Source organism: Mycobacterium hackensackense, assembly GCF_025822555.1.
GTDB classification, from domain to species: Bacteria; Actinomycetota; Actinomycetes; order Mycobacteriales; family Mycobacteriaceae; genus Mycobacterium; species Mycobacterium fluoranthenivorans.
Window position 1 is genome coordinate 602984 of record NZ_JACKUC010000029.1, and the last position, 22968, is coordinate 625951.

At 66.9% G+C, this 22968-nt stretch carries 21 protein-coding genes; 10 read left to right on the top strand and 11 right to left on the bottom strand.

What is annotated here, in order from left to right; genetic code table 11:
• Nucleotides 1-3: 3 nt before the first annotated feature.
• Complete coding sequence (locus H7J86_RS06020; protein WP_267289882.1) at nt 4-1191, bottom strand: CaiB/BaiF CoA transferase family protein; 1188 nt, start codon at nt 1189-1191, stop codon at nt 4-6.
• A gap of 77 nt (nt 1192-1268) precedes the next feature.
• On the opposite strand from H7J86_RS06020, the gene H7J86_RS06025 reads away from it, so the two are divergent.
• Entirely contained in the window at nt 1269-1703 is a 435-nt protein-coding gene (locus tag H7J86_RS06025) for a VOC family protein (RefSeq protein ID WP_267289884.1), read from the top strand.
• Between the two features lies 1 nt (nt 1704).
• Here the strand turns inward: H7J86_RS06025 and H7J86_RS06030 are convergent, their stop codons facing one another.
• The 7 genes from H7J86_RS06030 to fabG are packed head-to-tail and all read right to left on the bottom strand — an operon-like array spanning nt 1705 to nt 8452.
• On the bottom strand, nt 1705-2586 hold the full coding sequence (locus H7J86_RS06030; protein ID WP_267290609.1) for an alpha/beta hydrolase: 882 nt from the start codon (nt 2584-2586) through the stop codon (nt 1705-1707).
• A gap of 11 nt (nt 2587-2597) precedes the next feature.
• Nucleotides 2598-3221 carry a TetR/AcrR family transcriptional regulator gene (locus H7J86_RS06035; protein ID WP_090364819.1) on the bottom strand — a complete coding sequence of 208 codons (624 nt, stop codon included), beginning with the start codon at nt 3219-3221 and terminating at the stop codon, nt 2598-2600.
• The gene (locus tag H7J86_RS06040; RefSeq protein WP_267289886.1) at nt 3218-4543 is read right to left on the bottom strand and encodes a flavin-containing monooxygenase; all 1326 of its coding nucleotides are present in this window, start codon (nt 4541-4543) and stop codon (nt 3218-3220) included. The genes H7J86_RS06035 and H7J86_RS06040 overlap by 4 nt, the downstream gene beginning before the upstream one ends.
• Before the next feature lie 51 nt (nt 4544-4594).
• On the bottom strand, nt 4595-5308 hold the full coding sequence (locus tag H7J86_RS06045) for a GntR family transcriptional regulator (RefSeq protein WP_267289888.1): 714 nt from the start codon (nt 5306-5308) through the stop codon (nt 4595-4597).
• Complete coding sequence (locus H7J86_RS06050; protein WP_090364813.1) at nt 5292-6485, bottom strand: acyl-CoA dehydrogenase family protein; 1194 nt, start codon at nt 6483-6485, stop codon at nt 5292-5294. The genes H7J86_RS06045 and H7J86_RS06050 overlap by 17 nt, the downstream gene beginning before the upstream one ends.
• Nucleotides 6482-7711, bottom strand: coding sequence for an acetyl-CoA C-acetyltransferase (locus H7J86_RS06055; protein ID WP_267289890.1), 1230 nt, complete (start codon nt 7709-7711; stop codon nt 6482-6484). The genes H7J86_RS06050 and H7J86_RS06055 overlap by 4 nt, the downstream gene beginning before the upstream one ends.
• A complete protein-coding gene (gene fabG / locus H7J86_RS06060; protein ID WP_267289892.1) occupies nt 7712-8452 on the bottom strand; it encodes a 3-oxoacyl-ACP reductase FabG in 741 nt (246 codons plus the stop codon).
• 102 nt (nt 8453-8554) lie between these two features.
• On the opposite strand from fabG, the gene H7J86_RS06065 reads away from it, so the two are divergent.
• Nucleotides 8555-9745, top strand: coding sequence for an acyl-CoA dehydrogenase family protein (locus tag H7J86_RS06065; RefSeq protein ID WP_267289894.1), 1191 nt, complete (start codon nt 8555-8557; stop codon nt 9743-9745).
• Here the strand turns inward: H7J86_RS06065 and H7J86_RS06070 are convergent.
• On the bottom strand, nt 9738-10193 hold the full coding sequence (locus tag H7J86_RS06070) for a MaoC family dehydratase (protein WP_267289896.1): 456 nt from the start codon (nt 10191-10193) through the stop codon (nt 9738-9740). The two genes, H7J86_RS06065 and H7J86_RS06070, sit on opposite strands and share 8 nt — an antisense overlap.
• 400 nt (nt 10194-10593) lie before the next feature.
• Here H7J86_RS06070 and H7J86_RS06075 point away from each other — a divergent pair, with 400 nt between their 5' ends.
• From H7J86_RS06075 to H7J86_RS06085, 3 genes are read left to right on the top strand one after another with little or no spacing between them, the layout of a single operon-like run.
• Entirely contained in the window at nt 10594-11337 is a 744-nt protein-coding gene (locus H7J86_RS06075; protein ID WP_267289898.1) for a hypothetical protein, read from the top strand.
• Nucleotides 11334-13457 (top strand): Rv1355c family protein, encoded by a 2124-nt coding sequence (locus tag H7J86_RS06080; protein ID WP_267289900.1) that lies wholly within the window; start codon nt 11334-11336, stop codon nt 13455-13457. Before H7J86_RS06075 ends, H7J86_RS06080 begins: the two co-directional genes overlap by 4 nt.
• Nucleotides 13454-15328, top strand: coding sequence for a putative bifunctional diguanylate cyclase/phosphodiesterase (locus H7J86_RS06085; protein WP_308204825.1), 1875 nt, complete (start codon nt 13454-13456; stop codon nt 15326-15328). The genes H7J86_RS06080 and H7J86_RS06085 overlap by 4 nt, the downstream gene beginning before the upstream one ends.
• A gap of 26 nt (nt 15329-15354) precedes the next feature.
• Here H7J86_RS06085 and H7J86_RS06090 read toward each other — a convergent pair whose 3' ends face one another.
• Nucleotides 15355-16101 carry an FAD-binding protein gene (locus H7J86_RS06090; protein ID WP_267289902.1) on the bottom strand — a complete coding sequence of 249 codons (747 nt, stop codon included), beginning with the start codon at nt 16099-16101 and terminating at the stop codon, nt 15355-15357.
• A gap of 396 nt (nt 16102-16497) precedes the next feature.
• Here H7J86_RS06090 and H7J86_RS06095 point away from each other — a divergent pair, with 396 nt between their 5' ends.
• Nucleotides 16498-17730, top strand: a complete 1233-nt coding sequence (locus tag H7J86_RS06095; RefSeq protein WP_267289904.1) for an acyl-CoA dehydrogenase family protein — start codon at nt 16498-16500, stop codon at nt 17728-17730.
• Nucleotides 17731-18897: an acyl-CoA dehydrogenase family protein gene (locus tag H7J86_RS06100; protein WP_267289906.1), complete on the top strand. Its 1167-nt coding sequence runs from the start codon at nt 17731-17733 to the stop codon at nt 18895-18897. It begins immediately after the preceding gene.
• Here H7J86_RS06100 and H7J86_RS06105 read toward each other — a convergent pair whose 3' ends face one another.
• On the bottom strand, nt 18898-20490 hold the full coding sequence (locus H7J86_RS06105) for an FAD-dependent oxidoreductase (RefSeq protein ID WP_267289908.1): 1593 nt from the start codon (nt 20488-20490) through the stop codon (nt 18898-18900). It lies immediately after the preceding gene.
• A 181-nt stretch (nt 20491-20671) separates the two neighbouring features.
• Between H7J86_RS06105 and H7J86_RS06110 the strand changes: the two genes are divergently transcribed.
• Genes H7J86_RS06110 through H7J86_RS06120 form a run of 3 tightly spaced genes read left to right on the top strand, consistent with a single transcriptional unit; the run spans nt 20672 to nt 22961 of the window.
• Nucleotides 20672-21265 (top strand): TetR family transcriptional regulator, encoded by a 594-nt coding sequence (locus H7J86_RS06110; protein ID WP_170847524.1) that lies wholly within the window; start codon nt 20672-20674, stop codon nt 21263-21265.
• 56 nt (nt 21266-21321) lie between these two features.
• Nucleotides 21322-21507, top strand: coding sequence for a MalT transcriptional regulator family protein (locus H7J86_RS06115; RefSeq protein WP_090364850.1), 186 nt, complete (start codon nt 21322-21324; stop codon nt 21505-21507).
• Nucleotides 21504-22961, top strand: a complete 1458-nt coding sequence (locus H7J86_RS06120; protein ID WP_267289910.1) for an AMP-binding protein — start codon at nt 21504-21506, stop codon at nt 22959-22961. Before H7J86_RS06115 ends, H7J86_RS06120 begins: the two co-directional genes overlap by 4 nt.
• Nucleotides 22962-22968 lie beyond the last annotated feature (7 nt).

A 22968-nucleotide genomic window follows, 5' to 3' on the forward strand; every position in this document is an offset into this window, starting at 1 on the left:
GACCTAGACGATGCCACCGGCCCGTAGGAGATCAATTTCTGCTGTGCCGTAGCCGATCTCACCGAGCACCTCGTCGGTGTGCTCACCGAGCAGTGGCGCGCGCCGCCGGATGGTGCCCGGGGTGGCCGACATCCGAAACGGGGTCTCGACGATCGGCACCTCACGGGAGGCCCCGGGGAACGGCACCCTCCGCAGATACCCCATCGCCCGGACATGCGGATCGTCGAGCACATCCTGGGTGGAATACAGCGGCGCAGCAGGCATTTTCGCCTTCTCCAACAACTCGAGGACCTCGGCCCTGGTCTTGTCGGCACACCAGGCGGCCATGATGTCGTTGAGCACGTCGCCGTGCTGCCAACGGGAATCGTCGTCGGCGAAGCGGGGATCGGCGAAGAGATCCAGACGGTCGACCAACCGGCACCACCGTTTGAACATCGGTTGGCCGGCGACCTGCAGCAGCACCCATTGCTCATCGGCGGTCTTGTACAGGTCACAGGGGGCGACCGAGGCGCCCTTGTTGCCCATCCGTGGCTTGTCCACCTGCAACAGTTCACGTTCGATCAGGAACGCGTTCGACAGCATCAACGCCGTCGGCAGCAGTGCTCCCTCCACATGTTGGCCCACCCCGGTGCGGTCGCGGTGATACAGCGCCATCATCACCCCGATCGCCAGCGTGAGCGCGGTGCCGAAGTCGGCGTACGGCACCACCGTGCGAATCGGCATGTCGGGCAGGCCCTGTCGGTACACCGCGCCGGACATCACCTGCCCGGCCCCGTCGAATCCGATCCTGTCGCTGTAGGGCCCACCCTCCCCGTAGGCGGTGGCACTGGCCAAGATGATATCGGGTTTGACTGCGCGCAAGGTCTCGTAATCCAGACCATTGGCACGCATCCCCGCGGCAGGCATATTGGCGATGACGATATCGGCCCGCGCCACCAGACGGCGGGTGATCTCCGTTCCCTCGACCGTGGTGGAATCCAGCGTGAGAGAGCGCTTGTTGCGGTTGCATTGCAAGAACGTGCCCCCCTCCCCGCTCTCGGTGACGGCTTGTACCCAACGATCCTCGCCGCCTTCGCGCTTTTCCACCCGTAACACCTCGGCGCCCATATCGGCCAGGATCGCGCTGCACCAGGGCGCGGCGATGAAGCGTCCGTAGTCGAGCACCCGGATCCCATCCAGCACACCTGACATCGCGCCGTCACCTCCATCGAAGTACAGACTGTAAGTATTACAGTACGGCCTCCCCAGCCCCGCGCTACCGTCGTGTCATGGATCAGCAGCTCAATTTCGTCACCATTGCCGCCGCCGACCTGGACGCCACCCGCCGCTTCTACGGTGCACTCGGCTGGCTTCCGCTGCTGGACGTGGCGGGCGAGATCGTCTTCTATCAGACCGCGCCCGGCCAGATGCTCGGATTCTTCCTCGCCGAGAAGTTCAACGCCGACCTCGGCCTTCCACCCGATGACGCGGCCGCTCACGTCTCGGGAATCACGTTGGCGCACAACGTGGCCAGCCGCGCGGATGTGGCACATGTGGTCGAGGTGATGGCAGGCGCAGGCGGCACCGTACTGAAACCCCCGCAACCCGGACAGTTCGGTGGCGTCTTCCACGCGCACGTCCGCGACCCCAACGGAGCGATCTGGGAGATCGCCCACAATCCGGGCTGGCGTGTCGAGGCGGACGGCACGGTCCGCCTCGGCTGATTCACACGGTGCGGGCCAGAAACGCCAGTTGGTCACCCACCGCGTGGTCGAACCAGTCATTGCCCGGCCACACGTCGAAGTGGTCGCACGGATAGTGATGCACCTGGGCGCGGGCCTGCTCCGCGGTCTTGGCCGCCGCAGACGCCGGGGCGAACCGGTCGAAGTCGCCGATCTGCACCAGCACCGGGACTCCCAGCCTGCGGGCCGCAGCCTTGGTGCTCATCCGGCTCAGTTCCAGTCCGACCGAGGCGTCGATCTCGTTGCGCCACGTCGGCCCGGCCATCGCCAGGTAGCTCTCGTAGGCTCCGGCCAGGGTCAGGGCCCCGGCCTGGCCGGGCCTGCCGACGATCGGCATGAACGTCGCTGCCGCGCCTCGGGTCACCGCGACCTTGTTGCGTAGTCCGGCCGCGGTCCAGCGCACCACGGGCAGCAGGTCCTTCGGCCCGGCGATCGCGGTTCGCCCGGCGGCCAGGCCGTCGGTCATCGGCGTCAGCGCGATCACCGCGGCGATATCGTCGCGCCCGGCTGCCACCCGCAGCACATGGCAGCCCGACATCGACACTCCCCACAACACGATGCGGTCCACGTTCGGCAGCGCCAAGGCCGCGTCCACGGCGCGGTGGTAGTCGCGCACCTGCCGCTCCAGTGAGATCGTCTGTCGTGGGTCGCCCCCGGAGGCACCGAACCCCCGGTAGTCGAAGGCCAGCGCGTCGATACCGGCCGCGGCGAACCGTTGCGCGAACGGCTGCAGACCCGAATCCTTGGTCCCCCCGAACCCGTGGGCCATCACCACGGCCGGCCGCCGCGCGGAACCTTCTGCCGGGAAATGCCAAGCGCTACAGGACGTTCCCTCAGAGTCGAAGGTCAGCTCGCGAAAGGACATCTCCTGGACGGTCACCGGCCCACTCCGTACACCGTCGACAGCCACACCGCGGCGGCCGCATCCGTCAGCTCCTCGCGCGACAACGGACCACCCAGGATGAACCGTTCGATGATCCGGTCGTTGAACTCCAGTAACACCAACGCGAGCACCCGCGGGTCCGGCGCGGCCTCCAAGGGCGAGCGAAGCGACGGGGAGTGACGCTGTGCGGCGATCAGCTCGGCCACCGACGGACCGAACGATTCCCGCGCCGAATCCCAGATCTCGCGCACCGCCGCGCTGGAACCCCGGGCCTCCAGCATGGCGGCGAACACGTGACGGTACCGGTCGCAGGTATCGAACAACCCGTCCAGCATGGCGTGCACCCGGTCCCTGGGGTTCGCCTCACCCGCGACGAATTCGGTGTTGACCATGTCGACTTCGTCGATGATCCGCTCCATCAGCGCCGCGACGGCGGCCGCCTTGTTCTCGAAGTAGAAGTAGAACGCCGACCGGGACACCCCGGCCTGTTTGGCGATCTCGGCGATGTTGACGGCCTCCAGGCTCGATGCCCGCAACCATTCGTCCAGCGCGTCGAGGATGGCCTCGCGGCGCATATCGCTGCGCACGACGGGCCTGCGGTCGGTCGGTGATCTCATACTGTCGCAGCCCGTTTCATCCCCGCGGGCAGCTCCCGCGTACGCAGATCATGTTCATAGACGAAGTAGTCCACCTGCTGGGTGTGCCGGGGGCGATCGGTGCAGTGCCCCGCGTGCAGCCGCTGATCGGCCTCGATGACCCGTTCCATCTCGTCCGTCGACGGGAGGGTGTAGCGCCCCACCGCGTAGGCGGCCAGGAGCCGAGCCTGGCATTCGACGAAGGGGAACAGGGTCGGCACCGCCTGGGCGAATCCCATGAAGACCACATCGTCGAATCCCGGCTTGAACATGCGTTTGTAGAGCCGGATCTGGTTGCCGGGGGCGCTGATCACCTCCGGGTCGAAGAACGGAAAGGTGATGTTGTAACCGGTCGCATAGACGATGACGTCGAACTCGTCGAAGGTGCCGTCCTCGAAATGCACGGTGGCGCCGTCCAGTCGCGACACATTCGGCTTGGGGGTCACGTCTCCGGAGCTCAGCCGTAGGGGCAGTTCCACCGATTGGGTGGGATGCGCCTCGAACAGCTTGTGATTGGGTGCGGGTAGCCCGTACTTCGTCGGGTCGGCGCCCACCAGCGGTACCAGCAGCTGCGCCATCTTGCGCTGCCAGGACAGCGGCAGGTGCGGTGAGGTCTTGAAGATCTTGTCACCCGGTACGCCGGCGAGGAACTTCGGCACGATCCAGGCACTCGAACGGGTCGACAGGGTGACCTTGTTCTGCAGTGTCTTCGACGAGAGTTCGACGGTGATGTCGGCGGCGCTGTTGCCGATACCGACGACCAGGATCCGCTTGCCGGTCAGCGCCAGCGGCGTCTGTGGGTCGATGTAATGGTGCGAGTGCATCGTCTCGCCGTCGAACGTGCCGGGGAACTCCGCCCACCGCGCGTCCCAGTGATGACCGTTGCCCACCACCAGCAGATCGAATTCCCGGCGGTTCCCGGCCTGGTCCTCGATCAGCCAGCCGCCGCCCGGGCGCCGTCGGGCCGACACCACCGCATTGTTGAATTCGATGTGCTCCAACAACCCGAATGCATCGGCATAGGAATCCAGGTAGGCCTTGATCTGCGAATGATGCGGGAAGGCCGGATAGTCCCGCGGCATCGGAAAGTCTTTGAAGGACAACCGATGTTTGGACGTGTCGATGTGCAGGGAGCGGTAGGCGCTCGACAGACCGTTCGGATTGCCGAACGCCCAGTTGCCGCCGATGCGATCGGAGATCTCGAACGTGGTGTACGGGACGCCGTAGTCCTTGAGCATCTTGCCGGCCGTCAACCCGCTGATGCCCGCACCGATCACCGCGGTGCGTGGCTGCGCTCGCTGCATGGCGGGCACCCTACCAGCCACCTGACACACGTCAACGACTTCTGACACTTGTCAATCGGGTGCGATGACGCCCCGTCCGATCAGATGCTCGGTCAGCGGCTGCACGCCGATGGTGAAGTGCTCGGCCATCGCCGCCCGGACCCGTTCACCGTCCCGAAGTCGCAGCGCGGCGATCACGTTGCGGTGGTCCTTGATCGACTGGGCCGGCCAGCCCTCCAGGGTCGGGAACACCGACTCCGGTGCATAGCGGGTGACCCCGGACATCACCTGGGTGAGCTTCGGCGAATCGGCGACGACGTTGATCAGCCGGTGGAACTCATGGTTGAGCCGCACCGTACGGTCCAGATCGTTGTGTTCGTAGGCCTTTTCCAGCTCGTCCTGGATGCCGGTGAGCTCGGCCAGCTGTTCATCGGTGATGTTCGCGGCCGCCCGCGCACCGAGCTCACCACCGACGTAGGCCTGCACGTTGGCCACATCGGCGATATCGCGGGCGGTCACCTCCAGCACCATGAACCCGCGCCGTGGGTGCTGCACCAGCAGCCCCTCGGCGCGCAGGTTCAGCAGCGCCTCGCGCACCGGCGTGACGCTGATCCCGAGGTCGTCGGCCAATTGATCCAGGCGCAGGTAAATCCCGGCCGGATAGGTGCCGTGGAAGATACGGCGCCGCACCACCCGGGCCACATCGTCGGAGAGTTGCGGGCGGACCGCGAAGTCCGGCTCTCCCCGTCGCTTCGCTCGCCCGCCGGATTCAGATGCGGTACTCATCGAGCAGATTCTTGCTGATGATGGTCTTCTGGATCTCGCTGGTGCCCTCGCCGATCAGCAGGAACGGAGCATCCCGCATGAGCCGCTCGATCTCGTACTCCTTGGAGTAGCCGTAACCGCCGTGGATCCGGAAGCTCTGCTGAGTCACCTCCGAACAGAATTCGCTGGCAAGGTATTTCGCCATCCCGGCCGCCACATCGTTGCGTTCACCGGAGTCCTTGAGCCGCGCGGCGTTGACCATCATCAGGTGCGCGGCCTCGACCTTGGTGGCCATCTCGGCCAACTGAAAGGCAATCGCCTGATGCTCGGCGATCGGCTTGCCGAAGGTGGCTCGCTGCTGGGCGTAACGCGCCGCCAGCTCGAAGGCCCGGATACCCACACCGCAGGCCCGCGCCGACACGTTCACCCGACCCACCTCGATGCCGTCCATCATCTGGAAGAAACCCTGCCCGGGCGCCGCACCGAGCACGTCCTCGTCGGAGGCGACATAACCGTCGAAGATGAGCTCGGTGGTGTCGATGCCCTTGTAACCCATCTTGTCGATCTTGCCGGGGATGGTCAGGCCCGGCTTCACCTCGCCGAACCCGGCGGGCTTCTCGATCAGGAAGGCCGTCAGGTTGCGGTGCGGTTTGGCCGCTCCCTCATCGGTTTTCACCAGTGCGGCCACCAGTGTCGAGCTGCCCCCGTTGGTCAGCCACATCTTCTGGCCACTGATGGTGTAACCACCACCCGGATTGCGCACGCCCTTGGTGCGGATCGCGGCGACATCGGAACCGAGTTCGGGCTCGGACATCGAGAAGGCACCGCGCACCTCGCCGGTGGCCATCCGCGGCAGATAGCGCTGCTTCTGCTCGTCGGTACCGTGCTGGCGCAGCATGTAGGCGACGATGAAGTGGGTGTTGATCACCCCGGAGACACTCATCCAGCCGCGGGCCAGTTCCTCCACGCACAGCGCGTAGGTCAGCAGTGACTCCCCCAGCCCGCCGTACTCCTCCGGAATCATCAGTCCGAACAATCCCATCTCGCGCATACCATCGACGATGGCCTGCGGATAGGTGTCCGAGTGCTCCAGCTCCTGGGCGTTCGGGATGACCTCCTTGTCCACGAACTGCCGTACCGTGGAAACGATTTCGGCCTGTACCTCGGTCAATCCGAGGGTCTGTGCGAGTTTGGTCATGACGCGATCCGTTCGAATACGGCGGCCAGCCCCTGCCCGCCTCCGATGCACATGGTTTCCAGTCCGTAGCGGGCACCGCGGGCGTCCAGTTCGCGCGCCAGCGTGGCGAGCATGCGCCCGCCGGTGGCGCTCACCGGGTGTCCGAGCGAGATTCCGGATCCGCGCACGTTGGTGCGCTCCAGGTCCGCCTCGGTGAACTTCCATTCCTTCAACACCGCCAGTGCCTGCGCGGCGAAGGCCTCGTTGAGCTCGATGATGTCGATCTGAGAGAGACTGAGCCCCGCGTGGCGCAGCGCCACCTCGGTGGCCGGTACCGGCCCGATACCCATCACCTTGGGCGCCACCCCGGCCAAGCCCCAGGAGACCAGCCGGACAAGGGGTTTGAGGCCGAGTTCGGCGGCCCGCTCGGTGGTCGTCACGATGCACATCGATGCCGCGTCGTTCTGCCCGCTGGAATTGCCCGCGGTGACCGTGGCATCCGGGTCGGTCTTGCCGAGAACCGGACGCAGCTTGCTCAGCGTCTCCACCGAGGTGTCGGCACGCGGATGCTCATCGGTGTCGATGACCTGCTCGCCGGACCTGGAGGTCACGGTGACCGGAATGATCTCCTCGGCGAGTACCCCGCTGGCCTGGGCGGCCACCGCCTTCTGGTGCGAGCGCACCGCCAGCTCGTCCTGTTCCAGACGCGAGATGCCGTACTCGCGGCGCAGGTTCTCGGCGGTTTCGAGCATGCCTCCGGGCACCGGGTAGTTCTTGCCGCCGGCGGTGACCCGCCCACGGGCCAGGCCGTCGTGCACGGTGATGCCGCCGCGCGAGCCACCCCACCGCATATCGGTGGAGTGGAACACCACGTTGCTCATCGACTCGGCGCCGCCGGCGATGACGAGTTCGTGTGCGCCGCTGCCGACCTGCAGACACGCCTGGATGACGGCCTGCAGGCCCGATCCGCATCGACGGTCGAGTTGCATGCCGGGCACCGTGATCGGCAGACCGGCGTCCAATGCGACCACCCGGCCGATGGCCGGTGCTTCGCTGGACGGATAGCAGTGGCCGAGAATGACGTCCTCTACCGCGTCGGCGGGCACCCCGGTGCGCTGCAGCAGGCCCTGTAATGCCGCCACGCCGAGGTCCACGGCCGTCAGCGAGGAGAACATCCCGCCGTAACGGCCGATCGGGGTGCGCACCGGTTCACAGATGACCACCGCGTCATTGACAGAGTGCGCCATCTAGATGTGCCGCCCGCCGGTCACTTCGAGCACACAGCCGGTCATGTACGAGGACATGTCCGAGGCCAGGAAGGCCGCGACCGATGCCACCTCGCTGGGCTCCGCAGCGCGCGCCATCGGAATCTCCGCCAGCTTCTGATCCCAGATGCGTTGCGGCATGGCCTCGGTCATCGCCGAGCGGATCAGTCCGGGCTGGATCGCGTTGATCCGGACGCCCAGATGCGCGACCTCCTTGGCCGCGGCCTTGGTGAGGCCGACGATGCCGGCCTTGGCCGCCGAGTAGTTGGTCTGACCGATCAGGCCGACTTTGCCCGAGATCGACGAGATGTTGATGATGGCGCCGCTCTTGGCCTCACGCATGATGTTCGCGGCCAGCCGGGTACCGTTCCAACACCCCTTCAGATGGACGTCGATGACCTGATCGAACTGCTCCTCGGTCATCTTGCGCATGGTGGCGTCCCGCGTGATTCCGGCGTTGTTCACCATGATGTCCAGGCCGCCGAAGGTGTCGACGGCGGATGCGACGAGCGCCTGCACCTCGGCGGCCGAGGTGACGTCGGCACGCACCGCATGTGCGACAGCGGTGCCGCCGAGCCGGGCCACCGCCGCTTCGGTCGCGTCGAGATCGAGGTCACCGAGGATCACGCGGGCCCCCTCGGCGATGAATCGTTCCGCGATTGCGTAGCCGATCCCCTGAGCACCGCCGGTGATCACCGCGGTGCGTCCGTCTAGCAGGGCCATCGCGCCTGCTCCTTCCTCTGCAGCTGTTGGACACAACATAAAATATGATATTTCTTGCATCAAGTCTGAGTTCCCCCGGGTAGCAGTCAAGGAGATCGACCCATGTCATCAGCCGTCACCAGCGAGGTCAGCGACAAGGATTTCGCGGATATCCATACCGCCACCCGGCAGTTCATCCGCACTCAGGTGGTACCCCGCGAGCTGGAGATCATGGCCGCCGACAAGGTGCCCGACGATATCCGCCAACAGGCCAGGGACCTCGGCCTGTTCGGCTATGCCATCCCCCAGGAATGGGGCGGCCTGGGGCTGAACCTGGCCCAGGACGTCGAGTTGGCCATGGAGTTCGGCTACACCAGCCTGGCGCTGCGGTCGATGTTCGGCACCAACAACGGCATCGCCGGACAGGTGCTCGTCGGCTTCGGCACCGACGAGCAGAAGACCCGCTGGCTGGAGGACATCGCTTCCGGTGCGGTGGTGGCCTCCTTCGCCCTGACCGAGCCAGGAGCCGGGTCCAACCCGGCCGGCCTGCGCACCAAGGCGGTCAAGGATGGTTCACAGTGGGTGATCAACGGCCAGAAGCGATTCATCACCAATGCTCCGACGGCTGACCTGTTCGTGGTGTTCGCCCGCACCCGTCCGGCCGATGCCGACGGTGCCGGAATCGCGGTATTCCTGGTCCCCGCCGCCACACCGGGCGTGGTGATCGGGGCCAAGGACGCCAAGATGGGCCAGGAGGGCGCCTGGACCGCCGACGTCAGCTTCGACGATGTCCGTGTCGGTGCGGACAGCCTCGTCGGCGGCAGCGAGGACATCGGCTATCGCGCCGCCATGACGTCGCTGGCCCGCGGCCGCGTCCACATCGCCGCACTGGCGGTCGGCACCGCTCAGCGCGCACTCGACGAGTCGGTGTCGTACGCCGCCACCGCCACTCAGGGCGGCACGCCGATCGGCAATTTCCAACTGGTACAGGCGATGATCGCCGACCAGCAGACCGGCGTGATGGCCGGCCGCGCCCTGGTCCGCGACGCCGCTCGGCTGTGGGTATCCGGCGAGGACCGGCGGATCGCACCGTCGGCCGCCAAGTTGTACTGCACCGAGATGGCCGGGCAGGTCGCCGACTCGGCTGTCCAGATCCACGGTGGCAGTGGATATATGCGCGAGGTGGCAGTGGAGCGCATCTACCGCGAGGTGCGGTTGTTGCGCCTGTACGAGGGCACCAGCGAGATCCAGCGGCTCATCATCGGTGGCGCCCTCGTCAAAGCCGCTGCTCGTCAGCGCGCCTCGCTCAGCTGATGTAGCGGACGATCGACTCGACCGCCGCGGCAGGCTTGTCCGACCCCTCGATCTCGATGGTGACGGTGACCGTCGCCTGCGCGGTGCCCTGGGCGGGTACGGCGACATCGGTGAGCACGCCACAGGCGCGGATCTTCGCACCCACCTTCACGGGGCTGATGAAGCGCACCTTGTTGTAGCCGTAGTTGACCGCCAGCTTGACACCCTCGACGCCGTAGAGCTGATGGGAGAAGTGCGGCAACAGCGACAGCGTCAGCAGGCCATGGGCGATGGCCCCGCCGAACGGCCCGGCGGCAGCCCGCTCCGGATCGACGTGAATCCACTGATGGTCCTCGGTGGCGTCGGCGAACAGATTCACCCGGTCCTGGGTGATCTCCAGCCATTCGGTGGGCCCGAGTTCGGTGCCCACCCCGGCCACCAACTCGGCGAGATCCTTGAAGACTTTCACTATTTCTCCTCTCGAGTAACGCTTCATACATAGCCTCTTGTGAGGACGGCCCGACCACCGGGTCCGAAGCGCGAACTCGTCGCCTTCGGCCAAATACGGCAATCCGGGCCCCGAGACGGCCAGTCGGCCGCCATCACGCAGGCAATTATTGACACAATGCGAAATTTTTGCCGTATCCTATGGTTCGTCCCCATTAATTGACGCAAAACATAATAAATGGCCATGGTCGGGTCATTGCTGTTCAGTCAGGGTTTTCGTTACAGCAAATGGTTGGCATTTACGGTCAAAAGATTCCCCTGGAATAACCCCAGGATATGGCGATACTTAATCGACCTATTTGAAATGGCATGAAAATGCACGCATCGCAGCTGCGATGCCGGCTACTCGATCGGGGTTCACGATGAGCACTTCCTTGGCCGCGGTGACTGCCGCACCGGGCGCAGTCGAAACCGCGCAATGGTGGGACGTCGGCACCGACTGCACCCTCGTGATGAGTACGCCCGGAGCCGAGCCCGAACTGTGGGACGACTTCATCGACGGCGCGCTGTACAGCTACCGGGAGCACGGCGCCGAACGCGCGATCGACGAAGATGTCCTGCGCGACCCGGCCATGACGCCGCTCTTCCTCGCCGCACTCGACTCCACCGGCACGGTCGTGGGTGGGGTGCGCGCCCAGGGGCCCTACGGTGCGGTCGAAGAGTCGCACGCCGTCGTGGAGTGGGACGGCCAGCCCGGGCTGACGGCCGTCCGCAAAATGATCGGCGACCGCCTACCGTTCGGCGTCGTGGAGATCAAGACGGCCTGGACCGCCAAGCACGACCGAGGACGAAATCTGACCGCCGCGCTCGCGCGGATGCCGCTGCACGCCACCGCGATACTGGGAGCCAAATTCGCCATGGCGACGGCCGCGGCGCATGTACTGGACCGCTGGCGGTCCTCCGGCGGTATCGTCGTGTCTCGCATACCCGCCACCCCCTATCCCGATGCCAGGTACCAGACGAAGATGATGTGGTGGGATCGCGCCGAATTCGCCCGCTCAGCCGATCCGCAGCAGATCTCGACGATCTTGGCCGAGTCGCGAATTCTGTTGCCGCTCATGGCCGGGCTGGATGCCGACGACACCGCGGCCGGGAGCGACGCGTGACGGATACGGGCAACGCGATCATCCTGTCCGATGACGAGGCCGGCCACGCCGAGTTGCTCTGGCAACTGCGCGCCAGGCCGGATATCGAGTTCATCGACAATCTGGCCGGACAACGCGCCGCTCTGCTCAAGCTGACGCCCGAACCGACCGAGGACATCCTCGCCGAGTCCCCGCACTGGATCTACTTCCCGTGGCGGCGATCGGTGTTGGCGATGCTCGGCCCGCGGGCGTTCCGCCGGCTCCGGCTGGACCGCAACCGCAATCTCATCACCCTCGACGAGCAGAACCGGCTCGGGGAGCTGCGCATCGGCGTCGTCGGACTCAGCGTCGGTCATGTGATCGCCCACACTCTTGCCGCTCAGGGCATCTGCGGCGAACTGCGGCTGACCGATTTCGACGATCTGGAGCTCAGCAATCTCAATCGGGTGCCCGCCACGGTGTTCGACGAAGGCCACAACAAGGCGATCGTCGCCGCGCGCCGGATCGCCGAACTGGACCCGTACCTGCCCGTGCGCGCCGAAACCTCGGGGCTCACCCCCGAGACGATCGACGCCTTCCTCGACGGCCTCGACATCGTCGTCGAGGTCTGTGACTCCCTGGACACCAAGGTGCTGCTGCGCGAGGCCGCGCGGGCCCGCCACATCCCGGTGCTGATGGCCACCAGCGATCGCGGTCTCATCGATGTCGAGCGTTTCGATCTGGATCCGGCCCGACCGATTCTGCACGGGCTGCTCGGAGACGTGCAGACCGCCGGGCTGGCGGGTCTCACCAGCGCGGACAAGGTGCCCCATGTGCTCGGCATCCTCGATGCCGGCCAATTGTCCGCGCGGATGGCGGCGTCGCTGTGCGAGGTGGGCGAGACCCTGTCCACCTGGCCGCAACTGGCCGGTGAGGTGACCCTCGGCGCGTCACTCATCACCGAAGCGGTGCGACGGATCGGCCTGGGTGAAACCCTGCCATCGGGCCGGGTGCGCATCGATATCGGGGCGGAAATGGCGCATTCCACCGATCCGTACAGCGCCCAGCAGGACCACGCCGACGAGGTGATCCCCGACCTCGACCAGGGCGAGTTCGCGTCCGTGCCGGCAGTCATGGCGGCGGCCGCCACGCGCGCCCCGTCCGGCGGCAACGCACAACCCTGGCAGATCGAGACGGGGCGGGACTCGCTGACGGCGCGCATCGATCCGGCTCGCACCACCATGATGGACGTCGAGTTCCGCGGCAGCGCGGTTGCCCTCGGCGCCGCGGTGTTCAACGCCAGGGTGGCCGCCGCGTCGCGTGGCCACGGCACCGAGGTGACCGTCACCGGCGGCGGCGAGCGCTCACCGCTGGAGGCCGTCGTGTCTCTGTCCGGCGCGGCCGACCCCGAGCTGGCGGCGCTGTACGCACCGATGCTCGACCGCGCCACCAACAGACATCGGGGCTCCGGCAACGAGATCTCGCCGCACGTTGCAGACCTGTTGCGGGCCAAGGCTTCCCACTTCGGCGTCCGGCTGCACCTGCTCACTGCCAGAAGTGAAATCGAAGCGGGCGCATCGGTTCTGGCCGCCGCGGACCGTCTAAGATATCTCACCCCGACACTGCACGCGGAGATGTTCTCCGAGCTCTGGTGGCCGGGGGATCCCGCTCCGGAGTATGGGATCGACGTGCGCGGCCTGGAGTTACCGGCGTCGGATCTGGCGGTCCTCGACGTGCTTCGCCGCGCGGACGTGATGGCACAGCTGGCCCGCTGGGACGCCGGTGGTGTGCTCGGCACCGACACCCGCGACCGAGTGGTCGCCGGTTCGGCCCTGGCGGTGGTGTCGTTTGACGGAGGCACGCTGGCCGACTACGCCCGGGCGGGCGAGGCCGTCGAGGCGGTCTGGATCACCGCCCAACTGCACGGACTGGCGGTACAACCCGTCTCCCCGGCCTTCCTCTACGCCCACGATGACAACGAACTGGCATCCTTGACCCCCACCTTCACCGGTGAACTGCGTTCCCTGCAATACACTTTCCGCAAGCTGATCGGCGCCGAACCGCAGGAGGCACAGGCATTGGTGTTGCGATTCACCGAAGCCCCGCCTCCCTCGGTGCGGAGCCGCCGTCAGAGTCCACCCCGCCAGACCGTGTCGCCGTGACGGCGACGCCCGGACAAGAGGTAGAGGTGTCGCCCCCCAGTCTGGAGCTACTCGTCACAGCGGTCGCCACCCGACTGATCGCCGTCGACGCCGCTACCGCCGCTTCGGTCAGCAGGCAGGTCCTGGCCGAACTGGTCAAGTACTTCGACGTCGACTTCAGCTTCCTGCGACACAACGACCACACGATTCATGCGACCCGCTTGATCGCCGAGTGGCCGCCGAGGCCGGAGAGCGAGGGGCCCGATCCCCTCGCGCTCGTCTACTTCGCCGATGCCGACCCGGTGTTCAAGCTCGCCGAAACCCTCAAAGCGCCCAAGGTATTCGATCCCAACAGCACGCTCGACTACCAGCGGACCATCGAGTCGGGGCGGCACATCCCCACCACGTCGATGGCGTGCGTGCCGTTGCTGTCCGGCGAGGTGACCACGGGCGTCCTCGGCTTCGTCAAGATCGGTGTGCGGCAGTGGAGTGACGAGGAACTCAATGCCCTGATGGCTATCGCCTCGCTGTTCGCGCAGGTGCAGGCCAGGGTCGCCGCCGAGGACCGGCTGCGGTTTCTCGCCGAACACGACGACCTGACCGGGTTGCACAACCGGCGGGCCCTGACCGCGCACCTGGACCAGCGGCTACGAGCCCGACGACCGGGTCCGGTGACGGCGCTGTTCCTGGATCTCGACCGGCTCAAGGCGATCAACGACTACCTCGGCCACATCGCCGGCGACCGCTTCATCCGGGTGCTCGCCGAGCGGCTGGCCGCGGCAGTCGGACCCGCCATGATCGCGAGGCTCGGCGGCGACGAGTTCGTGGTGATCCCAGCGGTGGCGATGTCCACGGTCGAGGCAGAAGAGCTGGCCTACCGGCTGCAAACCGTATTGGGCGAACGCGTACCGATCGACGGTGAAATGCTCACGCGCACCGTGAGCATCGGCGTCGCGCTCGGAATCCCGGGCCGCGACACCACCTCGGATCTGCTCCGACGCGCCGATCAGGCGGTCCTGACCGCGAAAAACTCCGGCGGCAATCAGGTGGCGGTGTTCTCCGACGCGATGGAACTGGAGAACGAGTTCCGCAACGATATCGAACTGCACCTGCAGAACGTGGTCGAGACGGGCGCACTGTTCCTGCGCTATCTACCTGAAATCGATATGCGGACCGGGAAGATTCTCGGCGCCGAGGCGCTGGTGCGATGGCAGCATCCGACGCGAGGTTTGCTCTCGCCCGACTCCTTCATCGGAGTGGCCGAATCCATCAACCTCGCCGGCGAACTCGGCCGCTGGGTGATGCGTACCGCGTGCGCCGACTTCGCCCGATGGCAGGCCAACGGCGTCGGCCAGGACACCGTATTGCGGATCAACGTCTCACCGGTGCAGCTGGTGGCCGACGGGTTCGTCGAATCGGTCGCCGGCATCCTGCACGAGTTCGGACTCGAGCGCAGCTCGGTGTGCCTGGAAATCACCGAGAGCGTCGTCGTCCAGGACATCGATACCGCACGGATCACCCTGGCCGGATTGCGCGATGTCGGGGTGCAGGTGGCCATCGACGATTTCGGGACCGGATACAGCGTGCTGTCGCTGCTGAAGTCGCTGCCGGTGGACGCGCTGAAGATCGACAAGAGCTTCGTCCAGGACCTCGGCGCCAGCCCGGGTGACCTCGCCATCGTGCGCGCCATCATCGCGCTCGCGGAGGCATTCGGACTCGAACTGATCGCCGAGGGGGTGGAGACGGATTCGGCCGCGGTGACGCTGCTGCGCCACGGTTGCCACCGCGCGCAGGGATTCCTGCTCTCGCGCCCGATCTCCAGCGACGCCATGGAGGCGTTGCTACGCCAGCGCCGGGTCTCGGTCGATTTCTCGACGGGCCTGCGGCCCTAGACGATCTCTCGACGCCGGCCGCGGCCTCAGTCCGGGGCATCCCCGGTGTGCACCAACTCAAGCCGCACGAATCGGCTCCCCGCCAGCCCGACCAGCGCGATATCGCCGCCGGCGGGGACCGACGCGGTGGGTGGCGGCTCGGTCGGCGTCAACGCCACGCCGTGCCGGGCCTGCACCGCATACTCGCCGTCGGGCGTGTCGAAGACCACGCCGATCACCCGGCCGTCCTCGAACACCAGGCGCTGCAACGTGGCGTCTTCGAGGGTGGAGATCTCCCGCTCGTGCACCGCCTCGGCCAGCCAATCGTCCAGTTCGCGGCCGTCCGCCGCGCCGATCGGGGCGACTCCCACCGAGAGACCCTCGGCTGTGCGCATGGTGGCCGGCCAGTGGTCCACCGTCGTGAGCACCGCGCCGAACGAGGACGCCAGGCAGGCGCCGGCCCAGACGGACAGGCGTGGACCGACGAAGGTCTCCACGACGGCTTTTCGCGTGCGCTGCGCGGGCGGGCTGTACAGCATGCGCACCGGCAGGTCGGGAGCGGCGGCAGCGGTCGGCGCAGTCGCCCCGGCGACCAGTTCTGCCAGGTACTCGTCGGTGAGAGGATCGCTGACGGCGGGCAGCCAGCCGCGCGCGGCGTCACCGGCGTGGACGTCCGTGCGGCGCGGCGGCGCCGCGATCAGGACATCCAGCCCGGCGTCGGCGGCGGCCGCCACGTAGGCCAGGCCCCCCGGACCCGCGCCTACCGAAATGATTTCGACCTCGTCGTCCCACATGGCTCGTTAGTGACCTCACCGTTGCTCAATCTTGAACCGCCGCGTACGCAGTGTGGCTGTGAGCAACAGAGGCGATGCGTTCAGGCAGACCCGGAAGTCGGGGCTCCCCACAGTATTGACACTTGTGGAAGGAATCAACCGAGACGCACACAGCCCCGCGCCAGCACACTTTCGCAAAGAGGAGCCGCGGTCCACGCGAGGGATCGAGGGGGTTTGCCAGCATGGACCGCGGCAACCAGATGAAGATAGCACCCAACCCGTCGGAACAGCTGTGCAGAATCGTGCGCCGACCACGTGTCCGCAACCCTGTCGACCCGATCAAACCCTTCGGTACCGCCGGGGCGAAGGCTCCAGTTATATTACGTAGTTAGATAGCCGAGGGAAGGTTACGGAGATATGGACCTGAGTTGGTCGGAGGCGGATGCCGCCTTCCGGGACGAGGTGCGCGAGTTCCTCGCGGCCCGGCTCACACCCGAACTACGGCGGGCCGGCCGCCTGATGACCAGCGTTTACAGCGATCACGAGGCCAGCATGGAGTGGCAGCGGATCCTGCACGAACGTGGCTGGGCCGCTCCCGCCTGGCCGGTTGAGCACGGCGGGTGCGACTGGACGCTGACCCAGCACTACATCTTCAGCCGGGAATCCCAGCTCGCCGGTGCGCCGTCGTTGTCCCCGATGGGGATCCGCATGGTGGCCCACGCCATCGTCAAGTTCGGCACCGACGAACAGAAGAACTTCTTCCTGCCGCGCATCCTCACCGGCGAGGTGTTCTTCTGCCAGGGCTATTCCGAACCCGAGGCCGGCTCCGATCTCGCCGCACTGACGATGGCCGCCGTGCACGACGGCGACGACCTGGTCTGCACCGGCAGCAAGATCTGGACCACGCACGCCACCGAGGCCAACTGGATGTTCGCCCTGGTGCGCACGTCACGCACCGGCAAGAAGCAGCAGGGCATCACGTTCGTGCTGATCGACATGACCACCCCGGGGATCGAGATCCGGCCGCTGGTGATGACCTCCGGCGAGGAGGTGCAGAGTCAGGTCTTCTTCGATGAGGTCCGGGTTCCGAAAGCGAACGTCATCGGACAGATCGACGACGGCTGGACCGTCGCGAAGTATCTGCTGGAGTTCGAGCGCGGCGGCGGTGCCACCGCACCGGCGCTGCAGGTGATGGCCGAACAGGTGGCCGAGGCAGCGGCCACCCAGCCCGGGCCGGCCGGGGGCTCGCTGATCGACGACCCGTCTTTCTCCCGCAAGCTCGCCGATGCCCGGATCCGCACCGAGGTGCTCGAGATCCTGGAGTACCGGGTCCTGGCGGCGCTGGCCGGTGGCGGCCATCCCGGTGCAGCCTCTTCGATGCTCAAGATCATCTCCACCGAACTGAGCCAGGTGCTCACCGAACTCGCCATGGAGGCGGCCGGGCCGCGCGGCCGGGCCTACCAGCCGCACGGAACCTGCCCGGGCGGACCCATCGCCGACTTCCTCGTGCCCGAGGACGGCTACCTCACCGGCGAGCCGTGGCAGGCGGTCGCCCCGCTGCGTTACTTCAACGACCGGGCCGGCTCAATCTATGCCGGCAGCAACGAGATTCAGCGCAATATCCTCGCCAAGGCAGAGTTGGGACTGTAAATGGACTTCACACTGACCGATGAACAGGAACTCCTGCGCGACGGCCTCACCAAATTCCTGTCGACCCGTTACCAGCTGGAGTCCAGCCGTGCCGCGGCCAAGATCGGAGCCGGTTGGCAACCCGAGATCTGGCGCGCGTTCGCCGACGAACTCGGCATCCTCGGCGCCGCGCTGCCCGAGGAGGTCGGCGGTATCGGCGGCGGCCCGGTCGAGGTCATGGTGATCGCCGAGGCGCTGGGGCAGGCACTGGTCGTCGAACCGTATGTGGACACCGTGGTGGTGGCGGGCGGCCTGTTGCTGCGGGCCCGGGCGAGCGAAGCGACGGGGAATGTACCCGGGGCGAGCGAAGCGACGGGGAATATGTCCAGGGCGAACGAGCTGCTGGAGCAACTCGTCGCGGGTGAGGCTGTCATCTCGCTGGCCGCCACCGAGGCACAGTCCGGGGAACGTTGGCAGGACGCAGCCACCACGGCCCGCCCTGACGGCGACGGCTGGGTGCTCGACGGCGCAAAGATCATGGTGATGGGTGCACGGCTGGCGACACACCTGCTGGTGACCGCCACGACGACGGCGGGACTGTCACTGTTCCTGGTCGACGTGGCCGACCCGCCGGCCGGTCTCACCGTGCACGGGTACCGCACTGTCGATGACCGCTGGGCGGCCGATATCGAGTTCGACGGGGTTTCGGCGACTCTGCTGGGCGAGGACGGGGCCGCCTGGCCGTCATTGGCCCAGGCCCGTGACGAGGGCGCGGCCGCGGTATGCGCCGAAGCGGTGGGCAATATGCGCAAGGTGCTGGCCGACACCGTCGAATACAGCAAGCAGCGTCAGCAGTTCGGGACCGCGATCGGCAGTTTCCAGGCCCTGCAGCACCGCATGGTCGACATGCACATGGAGCTCGAGCAGTCGGTGGCGGCGGTGTACCTGGCCGTGCTCAATCTGACGGCCGACGCCGACCAGCGGGCCCGGGCGGTATCGTCGGCCAAGGCCACCATCGGTCGCGCCGCCCGGTTCATCGGCCAGAACGCGGTGCAGTTACACGGCGGGATGGGCATGACCGAAGAACTCGCCATCGGCCACTACTTCAAGCGGCTCACCGCAGTGCAGTACGAGTTCGGCTCCACCGACCACCATCTGGCGCGCTACGCCGAGCTCACGAGGCGCTGATCAGCTGTCGGCCAGTGCCGCGGCATGCAGGTCCTCGATGGCGATGAACTTCACCCGGGGACGTGATGCCACGGCGCCGCGGTCCCGTTCGGCACCGTCGATCGCCCGCCATCCCGACCAGTCCAGAGGCCGGATCCCGCGTTCCTCCAGCAGCTTTCGCAACGTCACGGGCTCGGCCACATCGCGCTGCAACGCACCGTCGAGGTGGTCCTGCCAGAGCGCGTCGACGGTTTGCACGGCGCAGGTCCGGTTGGTCCCGATGACGCCCCGCGGACCGCGTTTGATCCAGCCGGTGACATAACTTCCCCGCACACCGGACACCCGGCCGTCCTCGTTGAGCACCACCCCGGCGGCCTCGTCGAACGGGAGCCCGTCGACCGCGAGCCCGCGATAGCCGATGGACCGCAGGATCAATCCGGTCGCCAGGGTCTCGGTGGTTCCGCCACGGGCGACCCGCAACTCCTGCGCCACGCCGCTACCGATGATCTCCTGCGGAGTCGCGTTGAAGCGGAACACGATTCGCTTGTTCCCAGGTGTCTGCGCCCGACCCGCGTATTCGCGGGCGATGTCGACCTTCAGCGCCGCGCCGAATCTCTCTCCGTCGCTTCGCTCGCCGTCGGCCGGATCGGAGAGGTCGCCGTCGATGACGATATCGACCCCGTCGAGGTGCCCGAGCGCGAGGAACTCCCCCACCGAGAAGGCGGCGTCGGCGATTCCACGCCGCCCCAGAATCACCACTTCCCGGATCGCGCTGGTACGCAAGGCTTCCAGGGCGTGCTCGGCGATATCCGTCGCGGCCAACGCGTCCCGGTCCATCAGCAGCACGCGTGCGACGTCCAACGCGACATTGCCGTTGCCGACGATCACGGCACGTTCGGTGTCGAGATCGAAGGCCCGGCCGGCGTGATCGGGATGACCGTTGTACCAACCCACGAAATCGGCGGCCGGGTGGCTGCCGGGAAGGTCCTCACCGGGGATGCCGAGCGCCCGACTGGTCGCGGCGCCGACCGCATAGATGACGGCGTGGTGATGCGCCAGTAGATCCTCATGGGTGAGGTCACGGCCGATCTCGACACCGAGATGACAACCGAAACGCCGATTGGTGAAGACCCGTTCGAAGATGTTCACCACCGACTTGGTGTGCTGGTGATCGGGAGCCACCCCCGCCCGGATCAGACCGAACGGTGTCGGCAGTCGTTCGAAGAGGTTGACCTCGACACCGTCGATGGCGATCAACTCGGCCGCGGCGTAGCAGGCGGCCGGTCCGGCACCCACGATCGCGACCCGCAGAGCGCCGCTCGGGACGGCGGGCCGGGAGGGCCGCAGCGGCGCGGTATCGGGTTGCAGCGGATACCGCTCGAAGTACGCGGCGTTGATCTCCCGGAAGCGCTCCTGCCCGGGCGGCAGGTCGTCTTCGTAGTGGATGGCATCGACCGGGCACTCGTCGAAGCATGCCCCGCAGTCGATACACGAGTCCGGGTCGATGTAGAGCATGTCCGTGTCATCGCCCTCGACGGGACGGATGCAGTCGACCGGGCAGACCGGTATGCAACTGGCGTCCTTGCAGCAGTTCTGCGTGATCACGTAGCTCATGACATCCCCTTCAGCGTCGCCCGAACACTACTGGACACTTGTCCGGAAATCCTAGCTGGACGTCACCCGCGGCACAGCGCAGCACAGCCGAAAAAGCCGGAGACCGTACAAAAACAAGCACGTAGAGACGTCTTTCTGGCGAGCGATTGCCAATCAGACGGTGCGCCTATATCCTGGACACATGTCCAGCCCAGCGGTGGCTGATGTCACCTTCCTGCAGGATCGCGTGCACGATCCGGTCGTTCGGCTCAAGCAGACACACCAGCAGGTGTTCGGCGCCGCCGCCGCGATCCTCGATGCGCGCGCCGAGCTGTCACTCGGCGAGCTGGCCACCCGCGCCCGCATCGCGCCGTCGGCGGTGTCCGCACATTTCCCGTCGGTCGACGCGATGTTCGCCCAGCTGTATCTGGCCCGGGTGTACGAGCTGCCGCTGATCGTCGATCCCGACGCCGACGTCCGGACTCGGGTCGGCACGCAGCTGCGCGCGCTCACCTTGGTGCTGGCCGAGGAACCTCTGCTGGCCTCGGCCTGTGCCCGCGCATTGTTGCGTGATGACGACGACGCGGTGGCAGCGATTCGCACCCGTGTCGCCGCCGAAGTACGCCGGCGCACGGCCGCGGCCCTGGGGATGGGCGCGTGGCCGGAGGTCATGGACACCTGCGAGACGCTCTTCTGGGGCGCGCTGCTGCAGGTGCAGACCCGCGTCATGAGCTATCACGCCATGGCGGACCGCCTCGACACCATGCTGTCGCTGCTGCTGCCCGACAGCGACTGACCGCAGCCCGATTGCCCCTGCGCCCGGGCTCCGGCTCGGTCAGAATGCAGCCCAGCATGGACACCACATTCGAGAGCAACGATCTGGTCGCCGGTCGACTCAACATCGCCCCGGCCACCGTCCGCACCCACCTCCAGCGGGTCGGGGTCAAGTACGTCGCGGCGGGCAGGCCCGCGCCGACCAAGGCCGCGTTGGTGGCCCGCCCCGTTCAGGACGGCATCATCAGCATCGATGACCTGTGACCGCGCTCCTGCACGAACTGATCACCGCGGTCGCCGCCGAGGCACCCGACCGGCCGGCCCTCATCGGCCCCGACGGGACCTCGATCAGCTTCGCGCAGTTCGACACCCAGATCCGCCGCACCGCAGCATGGGTGGCGGCCCACAGCAGCCCCGGTGACCGGATGGCCGTCATCGCCGACAACGGTGCCGACTATGCCAGGGTGTACTACGCGGTCCCGCGCAGCGGTCGCGTGCTGGTGCTGATCAACCAACGGCTCAACAGCACCGAACAACTCGACCAGCTGGCGTCGGTCCAGCCGGCCCTTGTGCTCGGCGATCCCGGCTACCTGGCACCGCTGGCCGGTAGCGGATACCGGTTGGTGCCGTTCGACAGCATGCGGTGCCACGATCTTCCGGATCCGCCGGCCACCGCGGTGGTCGCGCCGGATGATCCCGCCTGGCTGCTGTTCACCAGCGGCTCAACCGGAAAACCCAAGGGTGTCATACATACCCACCGTTCACTGCTGGCCGCCGTACGCGGGACCATCGCCGGTCGGTCGGTCCGCGCCGGCGGGGTCTACCTGCTGCCGTTCCCCATGTGTCACATCGCCGGTTACAACATGCTGGTGCACCATGCGGCCGGCTCGACAGTGCTTCCGGTACCGGCGTTTCGGCCGGACGCCTTCACCGATGCGGTCAACACCCACGGCGTGACGTCCTGCTCGCTCGCCCCGACGATGCTGCACGCCCTGCTGGCCCATCTCGAGGACACCGGGACCGAGCTGCCCACCCTGCGCGATATCGCCTATGGTTCGGCCGCGATCCCGGCCGACCTGTTGGACCGGGCCGTCACCCACCTCGGGGTGGGATTTCATCAGGGTTACGGGATGACCGAAACCGGCGGCAACATCACCTTTCTCGGACCCGAAGAACACCGGTCCGGTGACCCGGCGATTCTGGCGACCGCCGGCCATCCGCACTCCGGGGTGCAGATACGCATCGCCGGCCCCGGGCCGATCGGCGAGATCCTGGTGCGCGGCGAACAGGTCGCCACAGGCTACTGGCCGGATCTGCCGGCCACGGTCGACGGCTGGTTGCACACCGGGGATATCGGCCAGTTCGATCAGAATGGTCGCCTGGTGGTATCCGATCGCCTCAAGGATGTGATCATCACCGGTGGGGAGAACGTGTCCTCCCGGGAGGTCGAGGACGTGCTGTCGCGGCATCCGGACGTGGAGCAGGTTGCGGTGGTCGGCGTACCCGATGCCTATTGGGGCGAGGCGATCTGTGCGGTGGTCGTGGCCCGGTCCGGCAGCGCGGTCAGCGCCGCGGATCTCGTCGAGCTGGTGCGCGGCAGCCTCGCCGGATTCAAACGCCCCCGACATGTCCTGTTCGTCGAGTCCCTGCCGCTGACCAGCAACGGCAAGATCGCGAAAGAGGCTGTGCGGCAGTATGCGCGGGGGCGGTTGGGCTGAGCCGGCC

What these genes read in the sequence shown, in the direction of transcription:
- H7J86_RS06020 (WP_267289882.1), bottom strand. Translation starts at nt 1,191, where the DNA reads ATGTCAGGTGTGCTGGATGGGATCCGGGTGCTCGACTACGGACGCTTC.
- H7J86_RS06025 (WP_267289884.1), top strand. Translation starts at nt 1,269, where the DNA reads ATGGATCAGCAGCTCAATTTCGTCACCATTGCCGCCGCCGACCTGGAC.
- H7J86_RS06030 (WP_267290609.1), bottom strand. Translation starts at nt 2,586, where the DNA reads ATGTCCTTTCGCGAGCTGACCTTCGACTCTGAGGGAACGTCCTGTAGC.
- H7J86_RS06035 (WP_090364819.1), bottom strand. Translation starts at nt 3,221, where the DNA reads ATGAGATCACCGACCGACCGCAGGCCCGTCGTGCGCAGCGATATGCGC.
- H7J86_RS06040 (WP_267289886.1), bottom strand. Translation starts at nt 4,543, where the DNA reads ATGCAGCGAGCGCAGCCACGCACCGCGGTGATCGGTGCGGGCATCAGC.
- H7J86_RS06045 (WP_267289888.1), bottom strand. Translation starts at nt 5,308, where the DNA reads ATGAGTACCGCATCTGAATCCGGCGGGCGAGCGAAGCGACGGGGAGAG.
- H7J86_RS06050 (WP_090364813.1), bottom strand. Translation starts at nt 6,485, where the DNA reads ATGACCAAACTCGCACAGACCCTCGGATTGACCGAGGTACAGGCCGAA.
- H7J86_RS06055 (WP_267289890.1), bottom strand. Translation starts at nt 7,711, where the DNA reads ATGGCGCACTCTGTCAATGACGCGGTGGTCATCTGTGAACCGGTGCGC.
- fabG (WP_267289892.1), bottom strand. Translation starts at nt 8,452, where the DNA reads ATGGCCCTGCTAGACGGACGCACCGCGGTGATCACCGGCGGTGCTCAG.
- H7J86_RS06065 (WP_267289894.1), top strand. Translation starts at nt 8,555, where the DNA reads ATGTCATCAGCCGTCACCAGCGAGGTCAGCGACAAGGATTTCGCGGAT.
- H7J86_RS06075 (WP_267289898.1), top strand. Translation starts at nt 10,594, where the DNA reads ATGAGCACTTCCTTGGCCGCGGTGACTGCCGCACCGGGCGCAGTCGAA.
- H7J86_RS06090 (WP_267289902.1), bottom strand. Translation starts at nt 16,101, where the DNA reads ATGTGGGACGACGAGGTCGAAATCATTTCGGTAGGCGCGGGTCCGGGG.
- H7J86_RS06095 (WP_267289904.1), top strand. Translation starts at nt 16,498, where the DNA reads ATGGACCTGAGTTGGTCGGAGGCGGATGCCGCCTTCCGGGACGAGGTG.
- H7J86_RS06100 (WP_267289906.1), top strand. Translation starts at nt 17,731, where the DNA reads ATGGACTTCACACTGACCGATGAACAGGAACTCCTGCGCGACGGCCTC.
- H7J86_RS06105 (WP_267289908.1), bottom strand. Translation starts at nt 20,490, where the DNA reads ATGAGCTACGTGATCACGCAGAACTGCTGCAAGGACGCCAGTTGCATA.
- H7J86_RS06110 (WP_170847524.1), top strand. Translation starts at nt 20,672, where the DNA reads ATGTCCAGCCCAGCGGTGGCTGATGTCACCTTCCTGCAGGATCGCGTG.
- H7J86_RS06115 (WP_090364850.1), top strand. Translation starts at nt 21,322, where the DNA reads ATGGACACCACATTCGAGAGCAACGATCTGGTCGCCGGTCGACTCAAC.